The following is an 18,176-nucleotide window of genomic DNA, read 5'->3' on the forward strand; positions in this document are numbered from 1 at the left end:
GCGGCGTTATTATTTATTTCCCTGCCGGCCTGGGCTCAAGCATGGCCCCATGAACCGAACAAGCACGCCAGCTCATCGGCTGGCAGAGGCTTGCTGAAATAGAAACCCTGCACTTCGTCGCAGCCGTATGCGTGCAACAGATCCAACTGCGCCTTGGTCTCCGCGCCTTCGGCAATGACCTTCAGATTCAGGCTGTGGGCCAACGAGATAATGGTTTTGACAATGGTCACGCCGTGCGAACTCGACGTCAGATCACTGACGAACGATCGATCGATTTTCAGATTGTCCAGCGGAAACTGGCGCAGGTAGTTGAGCGAGGAATAACCCATGCCGAAATCATCCAGGGCGAGGTGCAGGCCCAGCGCCTTTAACTCCAAGAGCACGGGGATGGCCTTTTCCGGCTCCTGCATGATCGCGGTTTCGGTGAGTTCCAACTCCAGATAACGGGCTTCCATAGCGGTTTCTTGCAACGCCTCTGTCACCACGGCGAGCAGATCGTGGCGGCGGAACTGATGCGCGGAAATATTCACCGCGACCTTGACCGGGGGTAATCCTGCCACCCGCCAGGCCTGCTGCTGGGCGCAGGCGGCCTTAATCACCCAGGCGCCAATGGGAATAATGAGTCCACTCTCCTCGGCGATGGGGATGAACTGCGCGGGCGAAAGAAGCCCCCGCGCGGGGTGTTGCCAGCGCAGCAGGGCCTCGACGCCAACGATTTCACCACTGGGCAGATCCACTTGCGGCTGGTAATGCAACAGCAGCTCATCACGCTCCAGAGCAAAACGCAGGTCGGACGCCAGCGCTAGCCGTTCCCGGCTATGGATATTTAGTTCTTCCGTATAGAAGTGGAACTGATTGCGTCCTTCAAACTTGGCCCGGTACATGGCCAAGTCGACATTTTTAAGCAACACCTCCTCGCGCGTACCGTCCTGAGGATAGAGGCTGATACCGATGCTGACCCCGATATGCAACTCCTGGCGGTCGATCACAAAGGGGCTGGCAAGCGCACTCAGAATTTTTCCCGCGACAAGACTGGCATCCGCCACTTTCACCAGACCGGGAAGCACGATGACAAACTCGTCGCCGCCCATACGCGCCACCGTGTCGGCTTTGCGCACCAGGGAACACAGCCGCTCGGCGACTGCCTGCAACAATGCATCACCGGCCGGATGACCCAGGCTGTCGTTAATCACTTTGAAACCATCGAGGTCGAGCAACAACAAGGCTGCCGCCCGCCCGCTACGCTCTGCCGAGGCGATTGCCTGCTTGATACGGTCACTCAGCAAGCTCCTGTTGGCCAAGCCAGTCAGCACGTCGTGAGTGGCCTGATGCATGAGTTGTTGCGCATAGCCCTGGCGTGCGCAATTAGCCCGCAACGCGGTAATGCCGTAAGCCAAACTGCCGGCCAGCTCCTCCACTATCCTGATTTCACTGGCGGTAAAGGCCGCAGCATCCTGCGCATAGATGGTCAGTGCACCAATAACTTTACGTTCTGTTATGAGCGGCAACGCCATGCCCGACTGGATGCCATGCTTGATCAAAAAATCACGCCACGGCGGATACTGCATATTGCTTTGCCCATATTTTATAACGGCGGTGCGCCCCGTCCTGATGGCGGTTCCGGTAACGCCACTGCCACGCGCCGAATCATCCCAACTTAACTCACCGGCCGTGAAGGGCAGCGCCCCGTCCACCGCCTCCCTTTTGGCCGCGGGTCGCACCAACTTGCTCGCCTCATCATCGGCATAACCGACCCAGACAAAGGGATGCCCGCTTAGCTGCTGCACAATGCCGCAAATTTCGGTCAGTAACGCAGACTCATCGGTGGCGCGAATCAGCGCCTGATTGCAAGCGCTTAACACCTTCAACGCGCGCTCGTCCCGCTTGCGCTCGGTAATATCGAGCATGATGCCGATCGTGGCGGTCTTACCGTCGACGTCCATCTTTGAGCCAAACACCTCTACATCGAAGGTTGCGCCATCCTTTTTCCGGCCTTGCATTTCGTAGTTAACCGCACGGGCTTCGCCGAACAGGCGTTTCTGAATATTCGATTCAACCAGGTTGCGATCGGCATCGCTGGCGATGTCGAGAACGCCCAGCGACGCGATCATCTCGCCTTGGGTATAGGAAAACATCTCGGCCATTTTCAAATTGACATATTGAAACCTGTGCTCCTGGACGATGTACACGCCCACCACCGAGTTTTCCGCGAGCCCCCGAAAGATCGACTCTGCCCGCTGTAAGCGTTGCCGATCGAGGTCGATACTGGTAACCAATTCTTCAATCTGCAGCGCACTGAAATTGAAGACAGCGGCCAACTCACCTATTTCGTCAGTGCCGCGAAAATTCGAGCGCACGCCGTAATCCCCCGCACCGAACCTCCGGCTGCACCTGGTCAAGTCGCGCAGCGGGTGGACAACCTGCTTGCGGGCAAGCAGGAAAATGCCAAACAGCACCAATACATCCACCACCACCAGCGCGTAGACCACCTGCAGGCCGCGTTCTTGTGTTTGCTGCGCCTCAATGGTCAACGCCTGAACAATCGCCTCTGCAATTTTCAGCAGTTGCCCCGCCTCGGTGTGGACGCGAGCCAGCTCGGCGGTCACCTCTCCAGGGGGGGTACGCATTTCGAGAAGAGATTCGATGTGACTGCGATAGGAGTGCCACTTCGGCCGGACCGACGCCACCAACGGGGTTATCTGTGTCGATAAGGTCATGGCGTTATGGCCAAATACGTTGCCGCCCAGCTCCAGGCCACTCAAATGCATTTCGAAGGCGTCAATAGTAGCGACGGCCTGCTCTTGCCTGTGCCCTTCCAGGCGTAACACCAGGCTGGTTTCAAAGGCGATTTTCTGACTCAGCACGCGTAATTTGCCGGCTTGACCAACCGTCTCCGCCACCCCTTTGAGGTCGCGCAGCATCGTTTGCACCACGATCACATTGGCGACAGCGACCAGCAATATCACCAAAAAATTGATCACCATTTTTTGGTTGACATTGAACCGTGGCCAACGGCTCTGCGATGCTCGTTTCGGGCGTACCTCGGCCACTTCAGTTGGCATGGCGACTCCCTCCATAAAAACGTTCTAACGTCAGGGTCAACAGTTCTCCTTTTTTGCGTCTCGCCGCAAATGGCGCTCAAAGGCTGTGAACGGGAGCCACACAAACCAGGGGGAGTTTAGTGAGCCAAATGGCTCCATTTTGGACATGGCACAACGTCGGCGACTGGCACCTGGAGACGGCCGCCGTAGTCGAGGACTTTTTCACGATTCTTCAGGCCACAAGGGAACAGGCCATGCACGGCCATAGCCATAAATCCTAATTAGCTGGAGGGTGGTCCTAGCGGTCTTACCAATACCGCACATCGTGTAGTGGCATATTGACACCGATCAATACTGCGCCTCACGTCACGCTCGTCGTTATCGCCCGGCCTGCCACTGCGTAGAGCAAACCGAACCTGGCCGGGAAGGTTCTGAGCGCCCGACACAGCTGCCCGAGCGGCGCGGGCGCGGCGTTTGCGCGGCGTTTGCGCAAAGCGATGGCAGCAGAACCGCTGCATGCCGACTAGGCGCTGGCACACTGCACACTCGGTCCACGGATAAGCCAGCCATGAACGAAGACACAGGGGTCAGGTCTTCCTGGAAAAAGCAAAAGACAAGACCTAACCCCGCCCGCTCTCGCTCCTCTGGCCGCCGAGCAGGCTGACGAAACTCAGCGACTCGCCCCATAGCGGGAAGGGCTGCAGGTAACTCAGGGTCAGGCTGTACTTGTTGTAGTGGGCGACCGGCTCGCCGCCGTGCGGATCACCACTGCGCTGCGCGTCGAAGGCGCTGCCAATACGCCGGCCGTGGTTGAAGCCCAGTTGCGCCTCGGACAAGCGCTGGCTGGAGACGTCGATCAGATCGCCGAGGATAAAATCGCGCGCGCAGATGGCTGACGCCGAAGTTGACCGCGGTTTTTCTCAGGCTGTCGCGGCGCGCAGGCCGTGGCTCTTGCTGTCACCGCCCAGGTCGAAGGCGAAGCCATTGTCCTGACTTAGGGTGCGGTAGTAACTCTGGCTGTAGCTGTAGGTAAAGCTCCACCACCCGTAAGGCAGGCTGTAGTTGAAACTCTGATTGTGCGAGTGGCGAAAGCTGTCGCTGACCGCGTCACGCCCCACAGTTTTAGCCATTAGCACGCGACTGTGACCCACCTGGATTCGCCCTAGCAACAATCCCAGGGCGGAGGGGAAAGTGCAGAAGCCCTCCTAAATGCAGGAGGGCGCGCCAGTCACTGCGTCAATTCAGCGCAGTGGGTCGGCAATTGCAGGTTGCGCGTACATTCAGCCTTTGGCCTTGGCCTGAGCCATCGCAATAAACCCCGCCATCCCCGCCTCTTTATCCGCGGCGATGCGTTTGACGTGCGGGTTCTGGTTGAGCAGCACGAGCAGCTCGTGGGCCTCTGCGAAGTCGGCCAGCAGATCGATACCAAACAGTTTCTTCGCCACCCCACACGCCAGGTCGATGCTGTAGAGGAAGTAGATGTCGGCGAGGCTGAAGCTGTCGCCCGCCACATATGGGGTAAAGCTGGCGTGACGCTTGAGCGTGTCGATACCGGCCAACAGCTCGGCCTTGCACTTGTTTTTTAAAACAGAGGAAATCTCCGCACCGAAGAAGGCTTCTGGGTAACCAATCCGCGCGGGCAACTCGATATACAGCTCGATCTCCTTCATCAGCGTGCGCACCTGGGCACGGGCGAATGGCTCGCGGGGCAGCAACGCCTTGCCTGCAGCGCCATCTTCCAGATACTCGAGGATCGCACTGGTCTCGTTGATGAAGCCCTGCTCGACCCCCAGCACCGGCACCTTGCCACGCGGACTGATACTGAGAAATTCGTCGCTCTGGTTGCCGTAAAGGGTCACGACCTCGAACTCCAGCCCCTTCTCCAGCAAGGCCAGCTTGACCATATTGAAGTAATTGCTAACGGCAAATCCGTATAGTTTGAACATAGTGACAGGCTCCAGGCCAGCGGATGGATAGCTAAAGTTATAACCCCGGGTACGCCAGCCAGCCAGCCGAATCGAGTCAGTGAATGGCGTAGGCGCTGTCACGCTGGCACACTGCACGCTCAGTCCACGGATAAGCCAAGCATGAGCGAACACGACGAAAACGAAGACGAGGCCTTTGCCGAAGAAGCGCTGATCCAGGCCATCGAGAATCAGATCGAGGCCGCAGAACCGCCTGCCGCCTTGGCAACCTTGAACAAGCTGAGCCTGGTCGGCTACGAGCGTGGGGAAATCCTGCAACTGATGGCGATGGTGCTGGCCCATGAGATCAAGGCCATGCTCGACGAGGATCGGCCATTCGATGGCGCGGCTTACGAGCAAGCCCTGCGTGTACTGCCGCAATTACCGAACGAAACGTCCTGACGCTAGTCGCTTAGTCCTGCGGACAATCTCGCGTCTCGCTACACTGCACACACCCGCGCCTCGCTTCATTCACGCGGGACTCAACCAGCCGGGCACCAGCAGTGCCCGGCCCCTGTTTACAAGAGCCTGGAGCACTTATGTCCTTTACCCCTGAGCTGGTTGCCGAACTGGATCTTCTCGCCCTGTTTAACCTGGGCAACACCCAGGAAGGCCTCAAGGTTCACCATGTTGCCGCCCCGCAAGCGATTGCTGCGGCCAAACGCCTGCACACCAAAGGCCTGGTCACCCAGGACGATGGCGGTTACCTGACCAGCCTGGGGCTGGAGGCGGCCGAACACGCACAAGTCTTGCTGACCATTCTCAATGTAAAAGAAACCGCCTGACCCGCCGGCACGGCCCACGCGGCCTGCGCAAGCGGGCAATGGCGTGGGCGCTATGGCGCTCCTATCTGCACCTCGCCACGACTGACTGGCCGTCGTGGCACATTGCCCGCCGAGCCCGCGCATGAGCCGTACCCAGGAAATTCGCCCGGATATCGATGACGGTATCGACCGCAAGGTGCTGGCTCAACTGCGTGCACGCTTTCTCAAGGTTAATGACGGCCGCCTGCAGCGCGCCATGCAGGCACTGTCGACCCGCCAGCAGCTGGTCCTGAAGTTGCTGCCGCTGTTGTTTCACGTCAATCATCCGTTGCTGCCGGGCTATGTGTCCGGACTGACACCGGCCGGACTGAGCGGCTTCGAGCCTGACGACGATCTGCTCGCCGAAGCGCAAAGACTGACCCGCTCCTTCGCCTACAAGGCACGCCGCGGCAACAGCGCACTGCCACTCCACGGGCTGTTCCTGATGGGCAGCCTGGGCACCGTGGCCCAGGCCGAGCAAAGCGACATGGACCTGTGGGTCTGTCACGCGCCCGACCTCAGCGCCCAGGAAATCGCCGAACTGCGCAAGAAGTGCGAGCAACTGGAAGCCTGGGCCGCGACCCAGGGCGCCGAAGCGCATTTCTTCCTGATCGACCCGGTGCGCTTTACCGTCGGCGACCGCGAGGCGCAACTGACCTCGGACGACTGCGGCACCACTCAGCACTACCTGTTACTCGACGAGTTCTACCGCACGGCGATCTGGCTGGCCGGGCGCACCCCGCTCTGGTGGCTGGTGCCGGTGTATGAGGAGCAGCGCTACCACGACTACATCGGCATCCTGCTGAGCAAGCGCTTCATCCGCGCCGAGGAAGTGCTCGACCTTGGTCACCTGGCGCAGATTCCACCGAGCGAATTCATCGGCGCGGGCATGTGGCAGCTGTCCAAAGGCATCGAGTCGCCGTACAAGTCGGTGCTCAAGCTGCTGCTCACCGAGGTTTACGCCAGCGAACACCCCAAGGTGCAATGCCTGGCGCTGCGCTTCAAGCAAGCGGTCTTCTGCAATCGACTCGACCTCGACGAACTCGACCCTTACATCGTGGTTTACCGCCGCCTGGAGGAATACCTCAGCGGGCGCGGCGAAATCGAGCGGTTGGAGCTGATCCGTCGCTGCCTGTACCTGAAGATCAATAAAAAACTCAGCCGGCCGCCGCGCGACCGCCACAAAAGTTGGCAACGCCTGCTACTCGAGCGCCTGACCAGCGACTGGAACTGGGACAGCCGGCAACTGGCGATGCTCGACAGCCGCAGCCAGTGGAAGGTGCGCCAGGTCAGCGCCGAGCGCCGCGCGCTGGTCAACGAACTGACCTACAGCTACCGCTTCCTCTCCCAGTTCGCCCGCGACGCCCAGGCTGGCAGCTCACTCAACAGCCGCGACCTCGGCGTGCTGGGTCGGCGCCTGTATGCCGCCTTCGAGCGCAAGGCCGGCAAGATCGAATTCATCAACCCGGGCATCGCCCCGGACTTGGGCGAAGACACCCTGACCCTGATGCAGGTGCCAAGAACCGAGGCCAGCGAGGGCAAGCAGTGGGCCCTGTTTGGCGGTAGCCTCGGCGCCCAGGAGTGCGCGGACTTCGCCCCGCTCAAGCGCGCCCGCGAACTGGTTGAATTGCTCGCCTGGTGCCACCGCAATGGCGTGATCGACAGCAGCACGCGACTGTCGCTGCACCCTGGCGACAGCGACCTGAGCGAGTTCGAGCTGTCCAATCTGCTCACCAGCCTGCAGCAGACTGTGCCGCTGCCGCTGCCAGCAATCGAAGAAAGCGCGTTGCTGCGCGCCCGCGTACCCGGCGCAGTGCTGCTGCTGGTCAATGTCGGCATCGATCCGCTCAAGCAGCACAGCCAGATGAATGTGCACATGACCACCGAGCGGACCGATGCCTTAGGCTATTCCGGGGTGCGCGAGAACCTGATTCTGACCATCGATCAGGTCAGCCTGAACAGCTGGAACGAACTGCTGGTCAGCCGCTATGACGGCCCCCATGCACTGCTCGACTGCCTGCGCGATTTTCTCAACAGCCTGCCGGCCAGCGACAGCAAACCCAACCTGCAGGTGCGCTGCTTCTGCCGCAACCGCGCCACGACCATCGCCGAGCGGGTCGAGGAGCTGTTTCGCGACACCCTGGATAACTTCGCGGGCACCCAGCACAACCGTTACCTGCTGCAAATCAAGCAGCAATACCACCTGCTCGAACTGATCCCTGGGCAAGTCAGCCACACGGCACTCACAGGCATGCCGGCGCTGCTCGAGCACCTCGGCAAGGAGCAGCCGGGTTATAGCCTGCTGCACCTCGACCGCAACGCGCTGGAAGGTGATGACCTGGCCTTGATCCTGCCGCTCGGCCGCCCCGAGTGCATCCAGGTGTTCTACCGGCGCCACGAAAACAGTGGTCAGGCCGAACTGACCCTGCTCGACGAACACAACGCGCTGTGGCGGCAGAGCATGCCGTTTCGCGACGAGCAAAGCCTGCTGAAGCCGTTGCAGCGCTTTCTGCAATCGCTGCTATACCGGCGCAACGCCTTGCTGCCGCTGGACAGCCCGGCACCGTTGAGCGCGCTGGAGGTGCGCTATTACGAAGTACTCCCGGCGGCGCCGCTGCGGGCCCGCCAGGTGGAGCTGCGCGCGCCGCCGCAAGCGCCGGTGAGCCCGCCCTTCTACGATGTGCAGGCAATTGTCGAACCGGCCGAGGGCAAGCGCGCCAACGTGACCCTGTATTGCAACCACCGAGAGTTTTCCGAACTGGAGTATGCCGGCGACCTGTTCGCCGCCGTGGCCCGGCATATCCTCGCCCAACGCCGCGAGGGCGAGCGCTACCCGTGCTACATCACCGACCTCGACCTGTCCGCCGTACTCGGCGACGGACAGGCCCAGACCATTCACTACCTGCGCTACAAAGCTCGCCTGGAAGCAGCACTCAACACGGCGCTGGAAAAAACCTGATCAGGCGCGCCGAGGCGCAGGCAGCCAGGGTCTGCCCGACGGTCGTTCAGCGGCTGTATTCACCGGCCGCTTCTGGCTGGTATTCCACCGCCAACAGGGTCAGTTTCAATTGCTTGCCGCCGGGCGCGATCCAGTCCATATGCTGGCCGACACTCAGCCCCAGCAGCGCGCTGCCCACCGGTGCGAGAATCGACACACAGCCTTCTTTGCCGGCGTCCTGCGGGTAAACCAGGGTCAGGTGATAGTCCTTGCCGCTGCTTTCTTCGCGACAATGCACCCGCGAGTTCATGGTAACCACCCCCGCTGGCACCTGGTCATGGCCAATCACTTCAGCCCGATCCAGTTCGGCCTGCAGGGCGACAGCACCCGGGCCGAACTCCTCCAGGCTGTCGAGCAAACGTTCCAACCGCTGCAAATCGAGACGGGTAATGGTAATTGACGGTGCACTGGTCATGGTCAGCTCAACTCTCCTTTACGGAATGCTTAAAAAGCAAAACCCCGCCTGCTAGAGACGGGGTTTTGCGCTAGTCGGGTCGACCGTATCACAGCCGTTCAAATAAACAAGGCCGGCAGATCAGCCTTGTCGTTGCTGCAAACGCGCCTGGGCAGCATGGCAAATGAGCCGCCGACGCGAATGATCGGCACTGCCCCATTCGAGAATCTCATTGAGCAAACGACCACAACCCAGGCACATATCTCGCTCGTTCAGGCAGCACTGGCGCACGCACGGCGAGGCGATTAGCGGCTCAGCCGGCTTGGGCGAAGCGCCTGCTGGCTCAGAGCTCTTCAAACTCAAGGCTGGCTCCAGATTGCTCCAGGGTGATGCGGGCGAGCATTTCACTCAGCAGCTCATCGCTGCTGTCGCAAATCCAACGCTCGCTGGCTTCCTCGTAGTCGAAGTGGAAACCGCCGGAGCGGGCCGCCAGCCACAACTGACGGATCGGCGCCTGACGGCTGAAGATCAGCTGCGTGCCATTCTCGAAACGCACGGTCAGTACACCCGCCGAGTTTTCCAGGTCGAGATCCAGGTCGCTGTCATCGAAAATGTCTTCCACCGCTTGCTGTACGGTATCGACCAGATCGTGAAAGCGGGCTTCAGTCAAACTCATTGCGGATGTCCTCGAAAAATTCAGGTAGTGCAGAAAAGTGCCAGGCGCTCCGGGACATCGTTGCGCGCGATGGCCAGACGGGAGCATCTGAACCGAACGCAATGTAGCGCTCGAAGGTTGCTTCGCGAGGCCAGCATAGCGGGTCGAGTAAGCATCGAGCGCAGTATACCGTGCTCGATGCGCATGATCCGCACCTCTCCCTGGACCCAGGCAAAGCCCGCCGGACGGGAATCCTGGCGCATAGGCAAGGCCCCGGGGGGCCGGTATACTCCGGCGCAATTATGCTTTTAACAAGGACTTCACCATGAAGCGGCTGCTTACTGCCCTTATCGCGCTTGTCGCCATCAGCACCCTGCTTGCCGGCTGCGGCCAGAAAGGCCCGCTGTTCCTCCCGGAAGACAGCAAGCCCGCGCCCGCGCAAAACCAATAAGGACAGCTGATGAACGCCTTCAACTACCGCGACGGCGTGCTGTTCGCGGAGGGCGTGGCCCTGTCCGCCATCGCCCAACGCTTCGGCACGCCGACCTACGTCTACTCGCGCGCGCATATCGAGGCGCAGTACCGCGCCTATGCCGACGCCTTGCAAGGCATGCCACACCTGGTCTGCTTCGCCGTCAAGGCCAACTCCAACCTGGGCGTACTGAACGTCCTGGCACGTCTCGGCGCCGGCTTCGACATCGTCTCGCGTGGCGAGCTGGAACGCGTCCTGGCCGCTGGCGGCGCGCCCGACAAAATCGTCTTCTCCGGCGTCGGCAAGAGCCGTGACGACATGCGCCGCGCCTTGCAAGTCGGCGTGCACTGCTTCAACGTCGAGTCCAGCGATGAGCTGGAGCGCCTGCAGCTGATCGCTGCCGAACTGGGCGTGAAAGCGCCGGTGTCGCTGCGGGTCAATCCCGATGTAGACGCCGGCACCCATCCGTATATCTCCACCGGCCTCAAAGAAAACAAGTTCGGCATCGCCATCGCCGACGCCGAGGACGTGTACATCCGCGCCGCGCAGTTGGCGAACCTGGACGTGGTCGGTGTCGACTGCCATATCGGCTCGCAACTGACCAGCCTGCCGCCCTTCCTCGATGCCCTGGACCGCCTGCTGGCGCTGATCGACCGCCTCGCCGATTGCGGCATCCACCTGCGCCACATTGACCTCGGTGGCGGCCTCGGCGTGCAATACCGCGACGAACAGCCGCCGTTGGCCGGCGACTACATCAAGGCCGTGCGCGAACGCATCCAAGGCCGCGACCTGGCCCTGGTGTTCGAGCCGGGTCGCTCGATCGTCGCCAATGCCGGCGTACTGCTGACCCAGGTCGAATACCTCAAGCACACCGAGCACAAGGATTTCGCCATCGTCGACGCGGCGATGAACGACCTGATCCGCCCGGCGCTGTACCAGGCCTGGATGGACGTGGTGCCCGTGCAGCCGCGCGATGGCGCGACGCGCAACTACGATATTGTCGGACCGATCTGCGAGACCGGCGACTTCCTGGCCAAGGATCGTCACTTGGCGCTGGCCGAAGGCGACCTGCTGGCCGTGTGTTCGGCGGGCGCCTATGGCTTCGTCATGAGCTCCAACTACAACACCCGCGGCCGCGCCGCCGAGGTGATGGTGGATGGCGACCAGGCCTTCGAAGTGCGTCGTCGCGAGCCCCTCAGCGAACTCTTTGCGGGCGAAAGCCGTCTGCCGCCAGCACCATAAGGGCACCCTGATGTTATTGCGCTTTACCAAAATGCACGGCCTCGGCAACGACTTCATGGTTCTCGACCTGGTCAGCCAGCACGCGCATATCCAGTCCAAGAACGCCAAGCAGTGGGGCGATCGCCACACCGGCGTCGGCTTCGATCAACTGCTGCTGGTGGAACCGCCGAGCAATCCGGACGTCGACTTTCGCTACCGCATTTTCAACGCCGATGGCGCGGAAGTGGAGCAGTGCGGCAATGGCGCCCGCTGCTTCGCCCGCTTCGTGCTGGACAAGCGGCTGACGATGAAGAAGCAGATCCGCGTGGAAACCAAGGGCGGCATCATCGAACTCGACGTACGCGCCGACGGCCAGATCAGCGTGAACATGGGCGCGCCGCGCCTGGAGCCGGCGCAAATCCCCTTCCAGGCCGATCAGCAAGCCTTGAGTTACTGCGTCGAGGTCGAGGGCCAAGCGTTCGAGCTGGCCGCCGTGTCCATGGGCAACCCGCATGCCGTGCTGCGCGTCGACAACGTCGACAACGCACCGGTGCATGAGCTGGGGCCGAAACTGGAACACCACCCGCGCTTTCCGCAGCGGGTCAACGTCGGCTTCCTGCAAGTCATCGATCGCCAGCATGCCAAGCTGCGTGTCTGGGAACGCGGCGCGGGCGAGACTCAGGCCTGCGGTACCGGCGCCTGCGCGGCGGCAGTGGCGGCGATTGGCCAAGGCTGGATGGACTCGCCAGTGCAACTCGAACTGCCCGGCGGCAAGTTGTTGATCGAGTGGGCAGGCGCGGACCAGCCCGTTATGATGACCGGACCCGCGATGCGCGTGTACGAAGGACAGGTGCGCCTATGACCGACCAGCAGGATTCGCCTAAACCACACGACCTCGACGCGGCTGCGGTCGTCGACTATTTGCGCCTGCACCCGGAGTTCTTCGTCGACCACGATGAATTGATTCCCGAGTTGCGTATTCCGCACCAGCGCGGCGACACCATCTCGCTGGTCGAACGCCAGGTTAAGCTGCTCCGCGAGCGCAATATCGAGATGCGCCACCGCCTCTCGCAGTTGATGGATGTGGCCCGCGACAACGACCGCCTGTTCGACAAGACCCGCCACCTGGTGCTCGACCTGCTCGATGCAGCCAGCCTCGAAGAGCTGGTCAGCACTGTGGAAGACAGCCTGCGCCACCAGTTCCAGGTGCCCTTCGTCAGCCTGATCCTGTTCAGTGATACGCCGCTAGCGGTCGGTCGTTCGGTCAGCAGCGCCGAAGCGCATCAGGCCATCGGCGGCCTGCTGGCCGGCGGCAAGACCATCTGCGGCGTGTTGCGCGAGCATGAACTGAACTTCCTGTTCGGCGAAAGTGCAGCCAAGCAAGTCGGCTCGGCAGCCGTGGTCGCATTGTCCTATCAGGGCCTGCATGGTGTGCTGGCAATCGGTAGTGCCGACCCCCAGCATTACAAGAGCTCCCTGGGCACCCTGTTCCTCGGCTATATCGCCGAGGTCCTGGCCCGGGTCCTGCCGCGCTTCGCCACGCCGCTGCGTTCGGTGCGCTAAACGCAGCGCCAAGCCCGGAGGATGGGTGGGATCGCCTAGGTTGAGCGCAGCGACAGAACGGCAGGCTGCCGTTTTGCACAGCTTTAGCTACCCGCAGGCTGAGGTACATGGATGCACCTCATGATACCCAGCATTGCTCGATAGCTAGCCCGATGGGTTACCGCCGCACCACTATCGCTTAGCGCCTCAAATCTGTGCTCTACGCCGCTAACCCATCCTACGCCGGGAGCTTCCATGCAAGAGCAACTGGACGCCTACCTCGAGCACCTGCGCAGCGAGCGCCAGGTCTCCAAGCACACCCTCGACGGCTACAGCCGCGACCTGGCCAAACTCCTCGCCTTCTGCGAGCGCGAGCAGATCGCCGCATGGCCCGAGCTGGACACCCCACGCCTGCGCCGGCTGATCGCCCGCCTGAATCTCGAGGGCCAGTCCAGCCGCAGCCTGGCGCGCCTGCTTTCGGCCACGCGCGGCCTGTACCGCTACCTGATCCGCGAAGGTCATTGCCAGAATGATCCGGCCAGCGGCCTGTCGCCGCCGAAAGGCGCGCAGCGCCTGCCGAAAACCCTGGATGCCGATCGCACCGCTCAGCTGCTCGATGGCGCGGTCGAGGACGACTTCATCGCCCGGCGCGATCAGGCCATGCTCGAGCTGTTCTATTCCTCCGGCCTGCGCCTGTCCGAACTGGTCGGCCTGAACCTCGACAACCTGGACCTGGGCGACGGCCTGGTACGGGTACTGGGCAAGGGTAACAAGACCCGCGAGTTGCCGGTCGGGCGCATGGCGCGTCAGGCCCTGGAACAGTGGTTGCCCTTGCGCGCCCTGGCCAACCCGGGGGATGGTGCGGTATTCATCAGCCAGCAAGGTCGCCGGCTCGGTGCGCGCGCGGTGCAACTGCGCGTGCGTCAGGCCGGGGTGCGCGAACTCGGGCAGAATCTGCACCCGCACATGCTGCGCCATTCCTTCGCCAGCCATATGCTGGAGTCCTCGCAGGACTTGCGCGCGGTGCAGGAGCTGCTCGGGCATGCCGATATCGCCACCACCCAGGTCTATACCCACCTGGATTTCCAGCACCTGGCCACGGTGTATGACAAGGCCCACCCACGGGCCAAACGCAAAGGCAGCAGCGAATGACCATCAAGTTGATCACCTTCGACCTCGACGACACCCTCTGGGACATAACCCCGGTGATGCTGGACGCCGAAGCGACGCTGCGTAACTGGCTGGCGCTGCACGCGCCACGCCTTGGCGCGGTGCCGGTCGAACACCTGTGGACAATTCGCGCGCGGTTGCTGCACGCCGAACCATCGCTCAAGTATCGCCTCAGCGAACTGCGTCGGCGCATCCTGCACGACGCCCTGGCAGGCGCCGGCTACCCCCCCAGCGAGGCCGTGGCGCTAGCCGAATATGGCTTCCAGGTGTTTCTCGCCGCACGCCATCGGGTCGAGCTGTTCGCCGAAGTACACCCGACCCTGGAGACCCTGGCCAATCGCTTCCAGCTCGGGGTGATTACCAATGGCAATGCCGATGTACGCCGCCTGGGCCTGGCCGACTATTTCCAGTTCGCCCTGTGCGCGGAAGAACTCGGGGTCGGCAAACCCGATCCCAAGCCTTTCCAGGAGGCACTCAAGCGTGCAGGCGTTGCCGCGCAGCACGCCGTGCATATCGGCGACCACCCCAGCGACGATATCGCCGGCGCCCAGGCTGCCGGTTTGCGGGCGATCTGGTTCAACCCGCAAGGCAAAGTCTGGGAAGGCGATAAGCGCGCCGATGGCGAAATCTGCAGCCTGGCCGAATTGCCCGCGCTGCTGCATAGCTGGGTATAGGCCAGGCCTGCAAACCGCTTAGATAGGGCGGCTGCCGTATTTGCTGTCAGGCTTCTTCGGTGGGTCGGAAACCACGTTGGGCTCGACCTCCTGCACCTTGCCGCCGCGCGCCAGATAGTCTTCCATGGCGCGCGCCAAGGCATCGCGGTCCTTCTGCTTGGCTTCGATGCTCGGCAGCTCTTCAGCACTGACCGCCGCCTTGGCCTTGGCCTTGCTCTTGCCCGTGCTGACGACTTCGTCGCCATCGTCATCACCGCTGTCGACGTCATTGGCGGCGGCCATTTCCTCGCCACTGTTCTCGTCAGCTCCTTCGAGCTCGTCTTGTTCCAGATCTTCGTCGCTCATGTTCAACCTCATGACTTGCGAAAAGCAGGTTAGTTATAGCCCAGCTACGTACTCTTTCGTACGTCGCCGGGGAAATTCAAATGACCTTGCTGGGCAAAGTCCCCAGCCGCTTCTCACGCTGGTTCGGACAAGTACCACGGCCTCGCATAACAGTACTTATCGGCGCGCATTCTAGCGTGCTGTCAGAAAAAACAAAGGGCGCCTTTAGGCGCCTTTGTTTTAAATCTTCGACAATCAGCTTTTTGTGAATTCCGGATAAGCTTCCATGCCACATTCGGCGATATCCACGCCCTCGTACTCTTCTTCTTCGCTGACGCGCAGACCGATCACCAGTTTGAGGATCGACCAGACGATCAAACTGGCGCTGAACACCCAGGCGAAGATGCAGCCGATACCCAGCAACTGGGCGCCAAGGGTGGCATCCGGGTTGGTCAGTACCACAGCCAACAGCCCCCAGATACCGGCCACGCCGTGCACGGAAATGGCACCGACCGGATCGTCGAGCTTGAGCTTGTCCAGACCGAGAATAGAGAACACCACCAGCACGCCACCAACACCACCGATCAGGGTCGCTTGCAGGGCAGTCGGCGTCAGCGGCTCGGCGGTGATCGCCACCAGGCCAGCCAGAGCTCCGTTCAACGCCATGGTCAGGTCAGCCTTGCCGAACAGGATGCGCGCCACGATCAGTGCGACGATCAGACCACCAGCGGCGGCCATGTTGGTGTTGACGAACACGTTGGCCACGGCGTTGGCATCTTCGATGGTGCTCATCTTCAGCTGCGAACCACCGTTGAAGCCGAACCAGCCCATCCACAGGATAAAGGCGCCGAGGGTCGCCATTGGCAGGTTGGAGCCTGGAATGGCGTTGACCTGGCCATTAGCGCCGTACTTGCCTTTTCGTGCACCGAGCAGCAGCACGCCAGCCAGGGCAGCGGTAGCTCCCGCCATGTGCACCACGCCGGAGCCGGCGAAGTCGAGGAAGCCGGCTTCGTTAAGGAAGCCCGAACCCCATTTCCAGAAGCCCTGCACCGGGTAGATGAAACCGGTCATGACCACGGCGAAGGCCAGGAAGGCCCACAGCTTCATGCGCTCGGCCACGGCACCGGAGACGATCGACATGCAGGTCGCGGCAAACACCACCTGGAAGAAGAAGTCCGAGCGGGCCGAGTAATAGGGCGCGCCGTCACCACCAGCGAGAACCGACTCGACACTGTGTTCGTCGCCGATCAGGAAGCCCAGGCTTGGCAGGATGCCGCCGGCCGGGCTGGAGTACATGATGTGGTAGCCGATCACCAGGTACATGACGCTGGCTACCGCGTACAGGGCGATGTTCTTGGTGAGAATTTCGGTGGTGTTCTTCGCCCGTACCAGGCCGGCTTCGAGCATGGCAAAACCCGCTGCCATCCACATCACCAGAGCACCGCAAATCAAAAAGTAGAAGGTATCGAAGCCGTACTGCAGCGCAGTCAATGCTGTGTTATCCATGGTTCACCTCTTGCCGGCGCGCGTTTATAGCGCTGTTCGGTTAAGGCGCCCGGGGTTGGCTCCGGGCGCACTCCGTGTGCTTACAGGTTGTAGCCACGCTCGTTGTGCAGGGCGAGGTCGAGACCGACCGTCTCTTCCTCGTCGCTGACACGCAGGCCCATTACTAGGTCGATCACTTTCAGAATCACGAAGGTCAGCACCGCGGTGTAGACCACCGTGAAGGCCACGCCCTCGCACTGCACCCACAACTGTGCGGGGATGTTCTCCACCGTGCCAAAACCACCCAGCGCCGGCGCAGCAAACGCCCCGGTGAGAATGGCGCCAACAATGCCGCCCATGGCATGCACGCCGAAGACATCCAGGGAATCGTCATAGCCAAACTTGCGTTTCAGGCTGGTCGCGCAGAAGAAACAAATCACCCCTGACGCCAGGCCGATGACCAGCGCCCCCATCGGCCCGGCAGTGCCGGACGCCGGAGTAATGGCCACCAGGCCCGCCACCGCACCGGAGGCGATGCCCAGCACGCTGGGTTTGCGGTGGGTGATCCACTCGGCAAACATCCAGCTCAGGGCCGCCGTCGCCGCGGCGATCTGGGTCACCAGCATGGCCATGCCGGCGGTGCCGTTGGCAGCCAGAGCCGAGCCGGCGTTGAAGCCAAACCAGCCGATCCAGAGCATGCTCGCGCCAATCAGGGTGTAACCGAGGTTATGCGGCGGCATCGCGGTCGTCGGGAAGCCTTTACGCTTACCCAACACCAGACAGGCCACCAGACCGGCGATACCCGCATTGATATGCACCACAGTGCCACCGGCGAAATCCAGCACGCCCCAATCCCCCATCAACGCACCGTCACCGCTCCACACCATGTGCGCGATGGGGGCATAGACGATGGTGAACCAGACAGTCATGAACACCAGCATGGCGGAGAATTTCATGCGCTCGGCGAAGGCGCCGACGATCAGGGCCGGGGTGATGATGGCGAAGGTCATCTGGAAGGTGATGAACACACTTTCCGGTATGCCTGCCACCAGGCTGTCACTGGTCAGGCCAGCGAGGAAGGCATTCGACAGGCCGCCGACGAAGGAGTTGAAATTGACCACACCCTGCTCCATGCCGGTGCTGTCAAAGGCCAGGCTGTACCCGTAGACGACCCAGAGCACGCTGATCAGGCCAGTGATGGCGAAGCACTGCATCAACACCGACAGGACGTTCTTCGACCGCACCATGCCGGCATAGAACAGGGCCAGCCCCGGAATGGTCATGAACAGCACTAGGACGGTCGCGACCAGCATCCAGGCCGTATCGCCGCCATTTAGAACTGCCTCGTCGGCCATGGCCAGGCCAGGAACCAGAGACAAAAGGGCTCCTAGCCCTGCGATTTTTCGCAGAGTCATTGGGGGTACTCCTGGGGC

17 protein-coding genes and 1 pseudogene are annotated in these 18,176 nt (G+C 61.7%); 9 read left to right on the top strand and 9 right to left on the bottom strand.

Annotated features, from left to right (window positions below):
* Positions 1–35 precede the first annotated feature (35 nt).
* The 3 genes and pseudogenes from B2D37_RS17140 to B2D37_RS17150 all read right to left on the bottom strand — a co-directional run bounded on the left by B2D37_RS17140 (position 36) and on the right by B2D37_RS17150 (position 4,987).
* On the bottom strand, positions 36–3,062 hold the full coding sequence (locus tag B2D37_RS17140) for an EAL domain-containing protein (RefSeq protein WP_177345241.1): 3,027 nt from the start codon (positions 3,060–3,062) through the stop codon (positions 36–38).
* A 599-nt stretch (positions 3,063–3,661) separates the two neighbouring features.
* Positions 3,662–4,171 (bottom strand): annotated as a pseudogene (locus B2D37_RS17145) (ShlB/FhaC/HecB family hemolysin secretion/activation protein).
* Between the two features lie 150 nt (positions 4,172–4,321).
* On the bottom strand, positions 4,322–4,987 hold the full coding sequence (locus B2D37_RS17150) for a glutathione S-transferase family protein (RefSeq protein WP_079203821.1): 666 nt from the start codon (positions 4,985–4,987) through the stop codon (positions 4,322–4,324).
* A 141-nt stretch (positions 4,988–5,128) separates the two neighbouring features.
* On the opposite strand from B2D37_RS17150, the gene B2D37_RS17155 reads away from it, so the two are divergent.
* The 3 genes from B2D37_RS17155 to B2D37_RS17165 all read left to right on the top strand — a co-directional run bounded on the left by B2D37_RS17155 (position 5,129) and on the right by B2D37_RS17165 (position 8,767).
* On the top strand, positions 5,129–5,407 hold the full coding sequence (locus tag B2D37_RS17155) for a hypothetical protein (RefSeq protein WP_079203822.1): 279 nt from the start codon (positions 5,129–5,131) through the stop codon (positions 5,405–5,407).
* Between the two features lie 137 nt (positions 5,408–5,544).
* Positions 5,545–5,790 carry a TIGR02647 family protein gene (locus B2D37_RS17160; protein WP_079203823.1) on the top strand — a complete coding sequence of 82 codons (246 nt, stop codon included), beginning with the start codon at positions 5,545–5,547 and terminating at the stop codon, positions 5,788–5,790.
* Between the two features lie 121 nt (positions 5,791–5,911).
* Positions 5,912–8,767, top strand: coding sequence for a class I adenylate cyclase (locus B2D37_RS17165; RefSeq protein ID WP_079203824.1), 2,856 nt, complete (start codon positions 5,912–5,914; stop codon positions 8,765–8,767).
* 46 nt (positions 8,768–8,813) lie between these two features.
* On the opposite strand, the gene rnk is transcribed toward B2D37_RS17165, so the two are convergent.
* The 3 genes from rnk to cyaY all read right to left on the bottom strand — a co-directional run bounded on the left by rnk (position 8,814) and on the right by cyaY (position 9,876).
* Positions 8,814–9,221 carry a nucleoside diphosphate kinase regulator gene (rnk, locus tag B2D37_RS17170; RefSeq protein ID WP_079203825.1) on the bottom strand — a complete coding sequence of 136 codons (408 nt, stop codon included), beginning with the start codon at positions 9,219–9,221 and terminating at the stop codon, positions 8,814–8,816.
* Positions 9,222–9,341: 120 nt separating this feature from the next.
* Positions 9,342–9,608 carry a DUF1289 domain-containing protein gene (locus tag B2D37_RS24240; RefSeq protein ID WP_371915407.1) on the bottom strand — a complete coding sequence of 89 codons (267 nt, stop codon included), beginning with the start codon at positions 9,606–9,608 and terminating at the stop codon, positions 9,342–9,344.
* The gene (cyaY, locus tag B2D37_RS17180) at positions 9,544–9,876 is read right to left on the bottom strand and encodes an iron donor protein CyaY (protein ID WP_079203827.1); all 333 of its coding nucleotides are present in this window, start codon (positions 9,874–9,876) and stop codon (positions 9,544–9,546) included. Before cyaY ends, B2D37_RS24240 begins: the two co-directional genes overlap by 65 nt.
* A 304-nt stretch (positions 9,877–10,180) precedes the next feature.
* On the opposite strand from cyaY, the gene B2D37_RS17185 reads away from it, so the two are divergent.
* The 6 genes from B2D37_RS17185 to B2D37_RS17210 all read left to right on the top strand — a co-directional run bounded on the left by B2D37_RS17185 (position 10,181) and on the right by B2D37_RS17210 (position 14,934).
* Positions 10,181–10,306, top strand: coding sequence for a lipoprotein (locus B2D37_RS17185; RefSeq protein ID WP_079203828.1), 126 nt, complete (start codon positions 10,181–10,183; stop codon positions 10,304–10,306).
* 9 nt (positions 10,307–10,315) lie between these two features.
* Positions 10,316–11,569 carry a diaminopimelate decarboxylase gene (gene lysA, locus B2D37_RS17190; RefSeq protein ID WP_079203829.1) on the top strand — a complete coding sequence of 418 codons (1,254 nt, stop codon included), beginning with the start codon at positions 10,316–10,318 and terminating at the stop codon, positions 11,567–11,569.
* A gap of 10 nt (positions 11,570–11,579) precedes the next feature.
* Positions 11,580–12,410: a diaminopimelate epimerase gene (gene dapF / locus B2D37_RS17195; RefSeq protein WP_079203830.1), complete on the top strand. Its 831-nt coding sequence runs from the start codon at positions 11,580–11,582 to the stop codon at positions 12,408–12,410.
* Entirely contained in the window at positions 12,407–13,111 is a 705-nt protein-coding gene (locus B2D37_RS17200; protein ID WP_079203831.1) for a DUF484 family protein, read from the top strand. Before dapF ends, B2D37_RS17200 begins: the two co-directional genes overlap by 4 nt.
* 234 nt (positions 13,112–13,345) lie before the next feature.
* Entirely contained in the window at positions 13,346–14,242 is an 897-nt protein-coding gene (gene xerC / locus B2D37_RS17205; protein ID WP_079203832.1) for a tyrosine recombinase XerC, read from the top strand.
* Positions 14,239–14,934 (top strand): HAD family hydrolase, encoded by a 696-nt coding sequence (locus tag B2D37_RS17210; RefSeq protein ID WP_079203833.1) that lies wholly within the window; start codon positions 14,239–14,241, stop codon positions 14,932–14,934. The genes xerC and B2D37_RS17210 overlap by 4 nt, the downstream gene beginning before the upstream one ends.
* A gap of 18 nt (positions 14,935–14,952) precedes the next feature.
* Here B2D37_RS17210 and sutA read toward each other — a convergent pair whose 3' ends face one another.
* From sutA to B2D37_RS17225, 3 genes are all read right to left on the bottom strand, one after another.
* On the bottom strand, positions 14,953–15,279 hold the full coding sequence (gene sutA, locus B2D37_RS17215) for a transcriptional regulator SutA (RefSeq protein WP_079203834.1): 327 nt from the start codon (positions 15,277–15,279) through the stop codon (positions 14,953–14,955).
* A gap of 234 nt (positions 15,280–15,513) precedes the next feature.
* A complete protein-coding gene (locus tag B2D37_RS17220) occupies positions 15,514–16,764 on the bottom strand; it encodes an ammonium transporter (protein WP_079203835.1) in 1,251 nt (416 codons plus the stop codon).
* A gap of 80 nt (positions 16,765–16,844) precedes the next feature.
* On the bottom strand, positions 16,845–18,158 hold the full coding sequence (locus tag B2D37_RS17225; protein ID WP_079203836.1) for an ammonium transporter: 1,314 nt from the start codon (positions 18,156–18,158) through the stop codon (positions 16,845–16,847).
* Between the last annotated feature and the right edge of the window lie 18 nt (positions 18,159–18,176).

Source organism: Pseudomonas sp. CC6-YY-74 (assembly GCF_002025205.1).
GTDB lineage: Bacteria > Pseudomonadota > Gammaproteobacteria > Pseudomonadales > Pseudomonadaceae > Aquipseudomonas > Aquipseudomonas paeninsulae.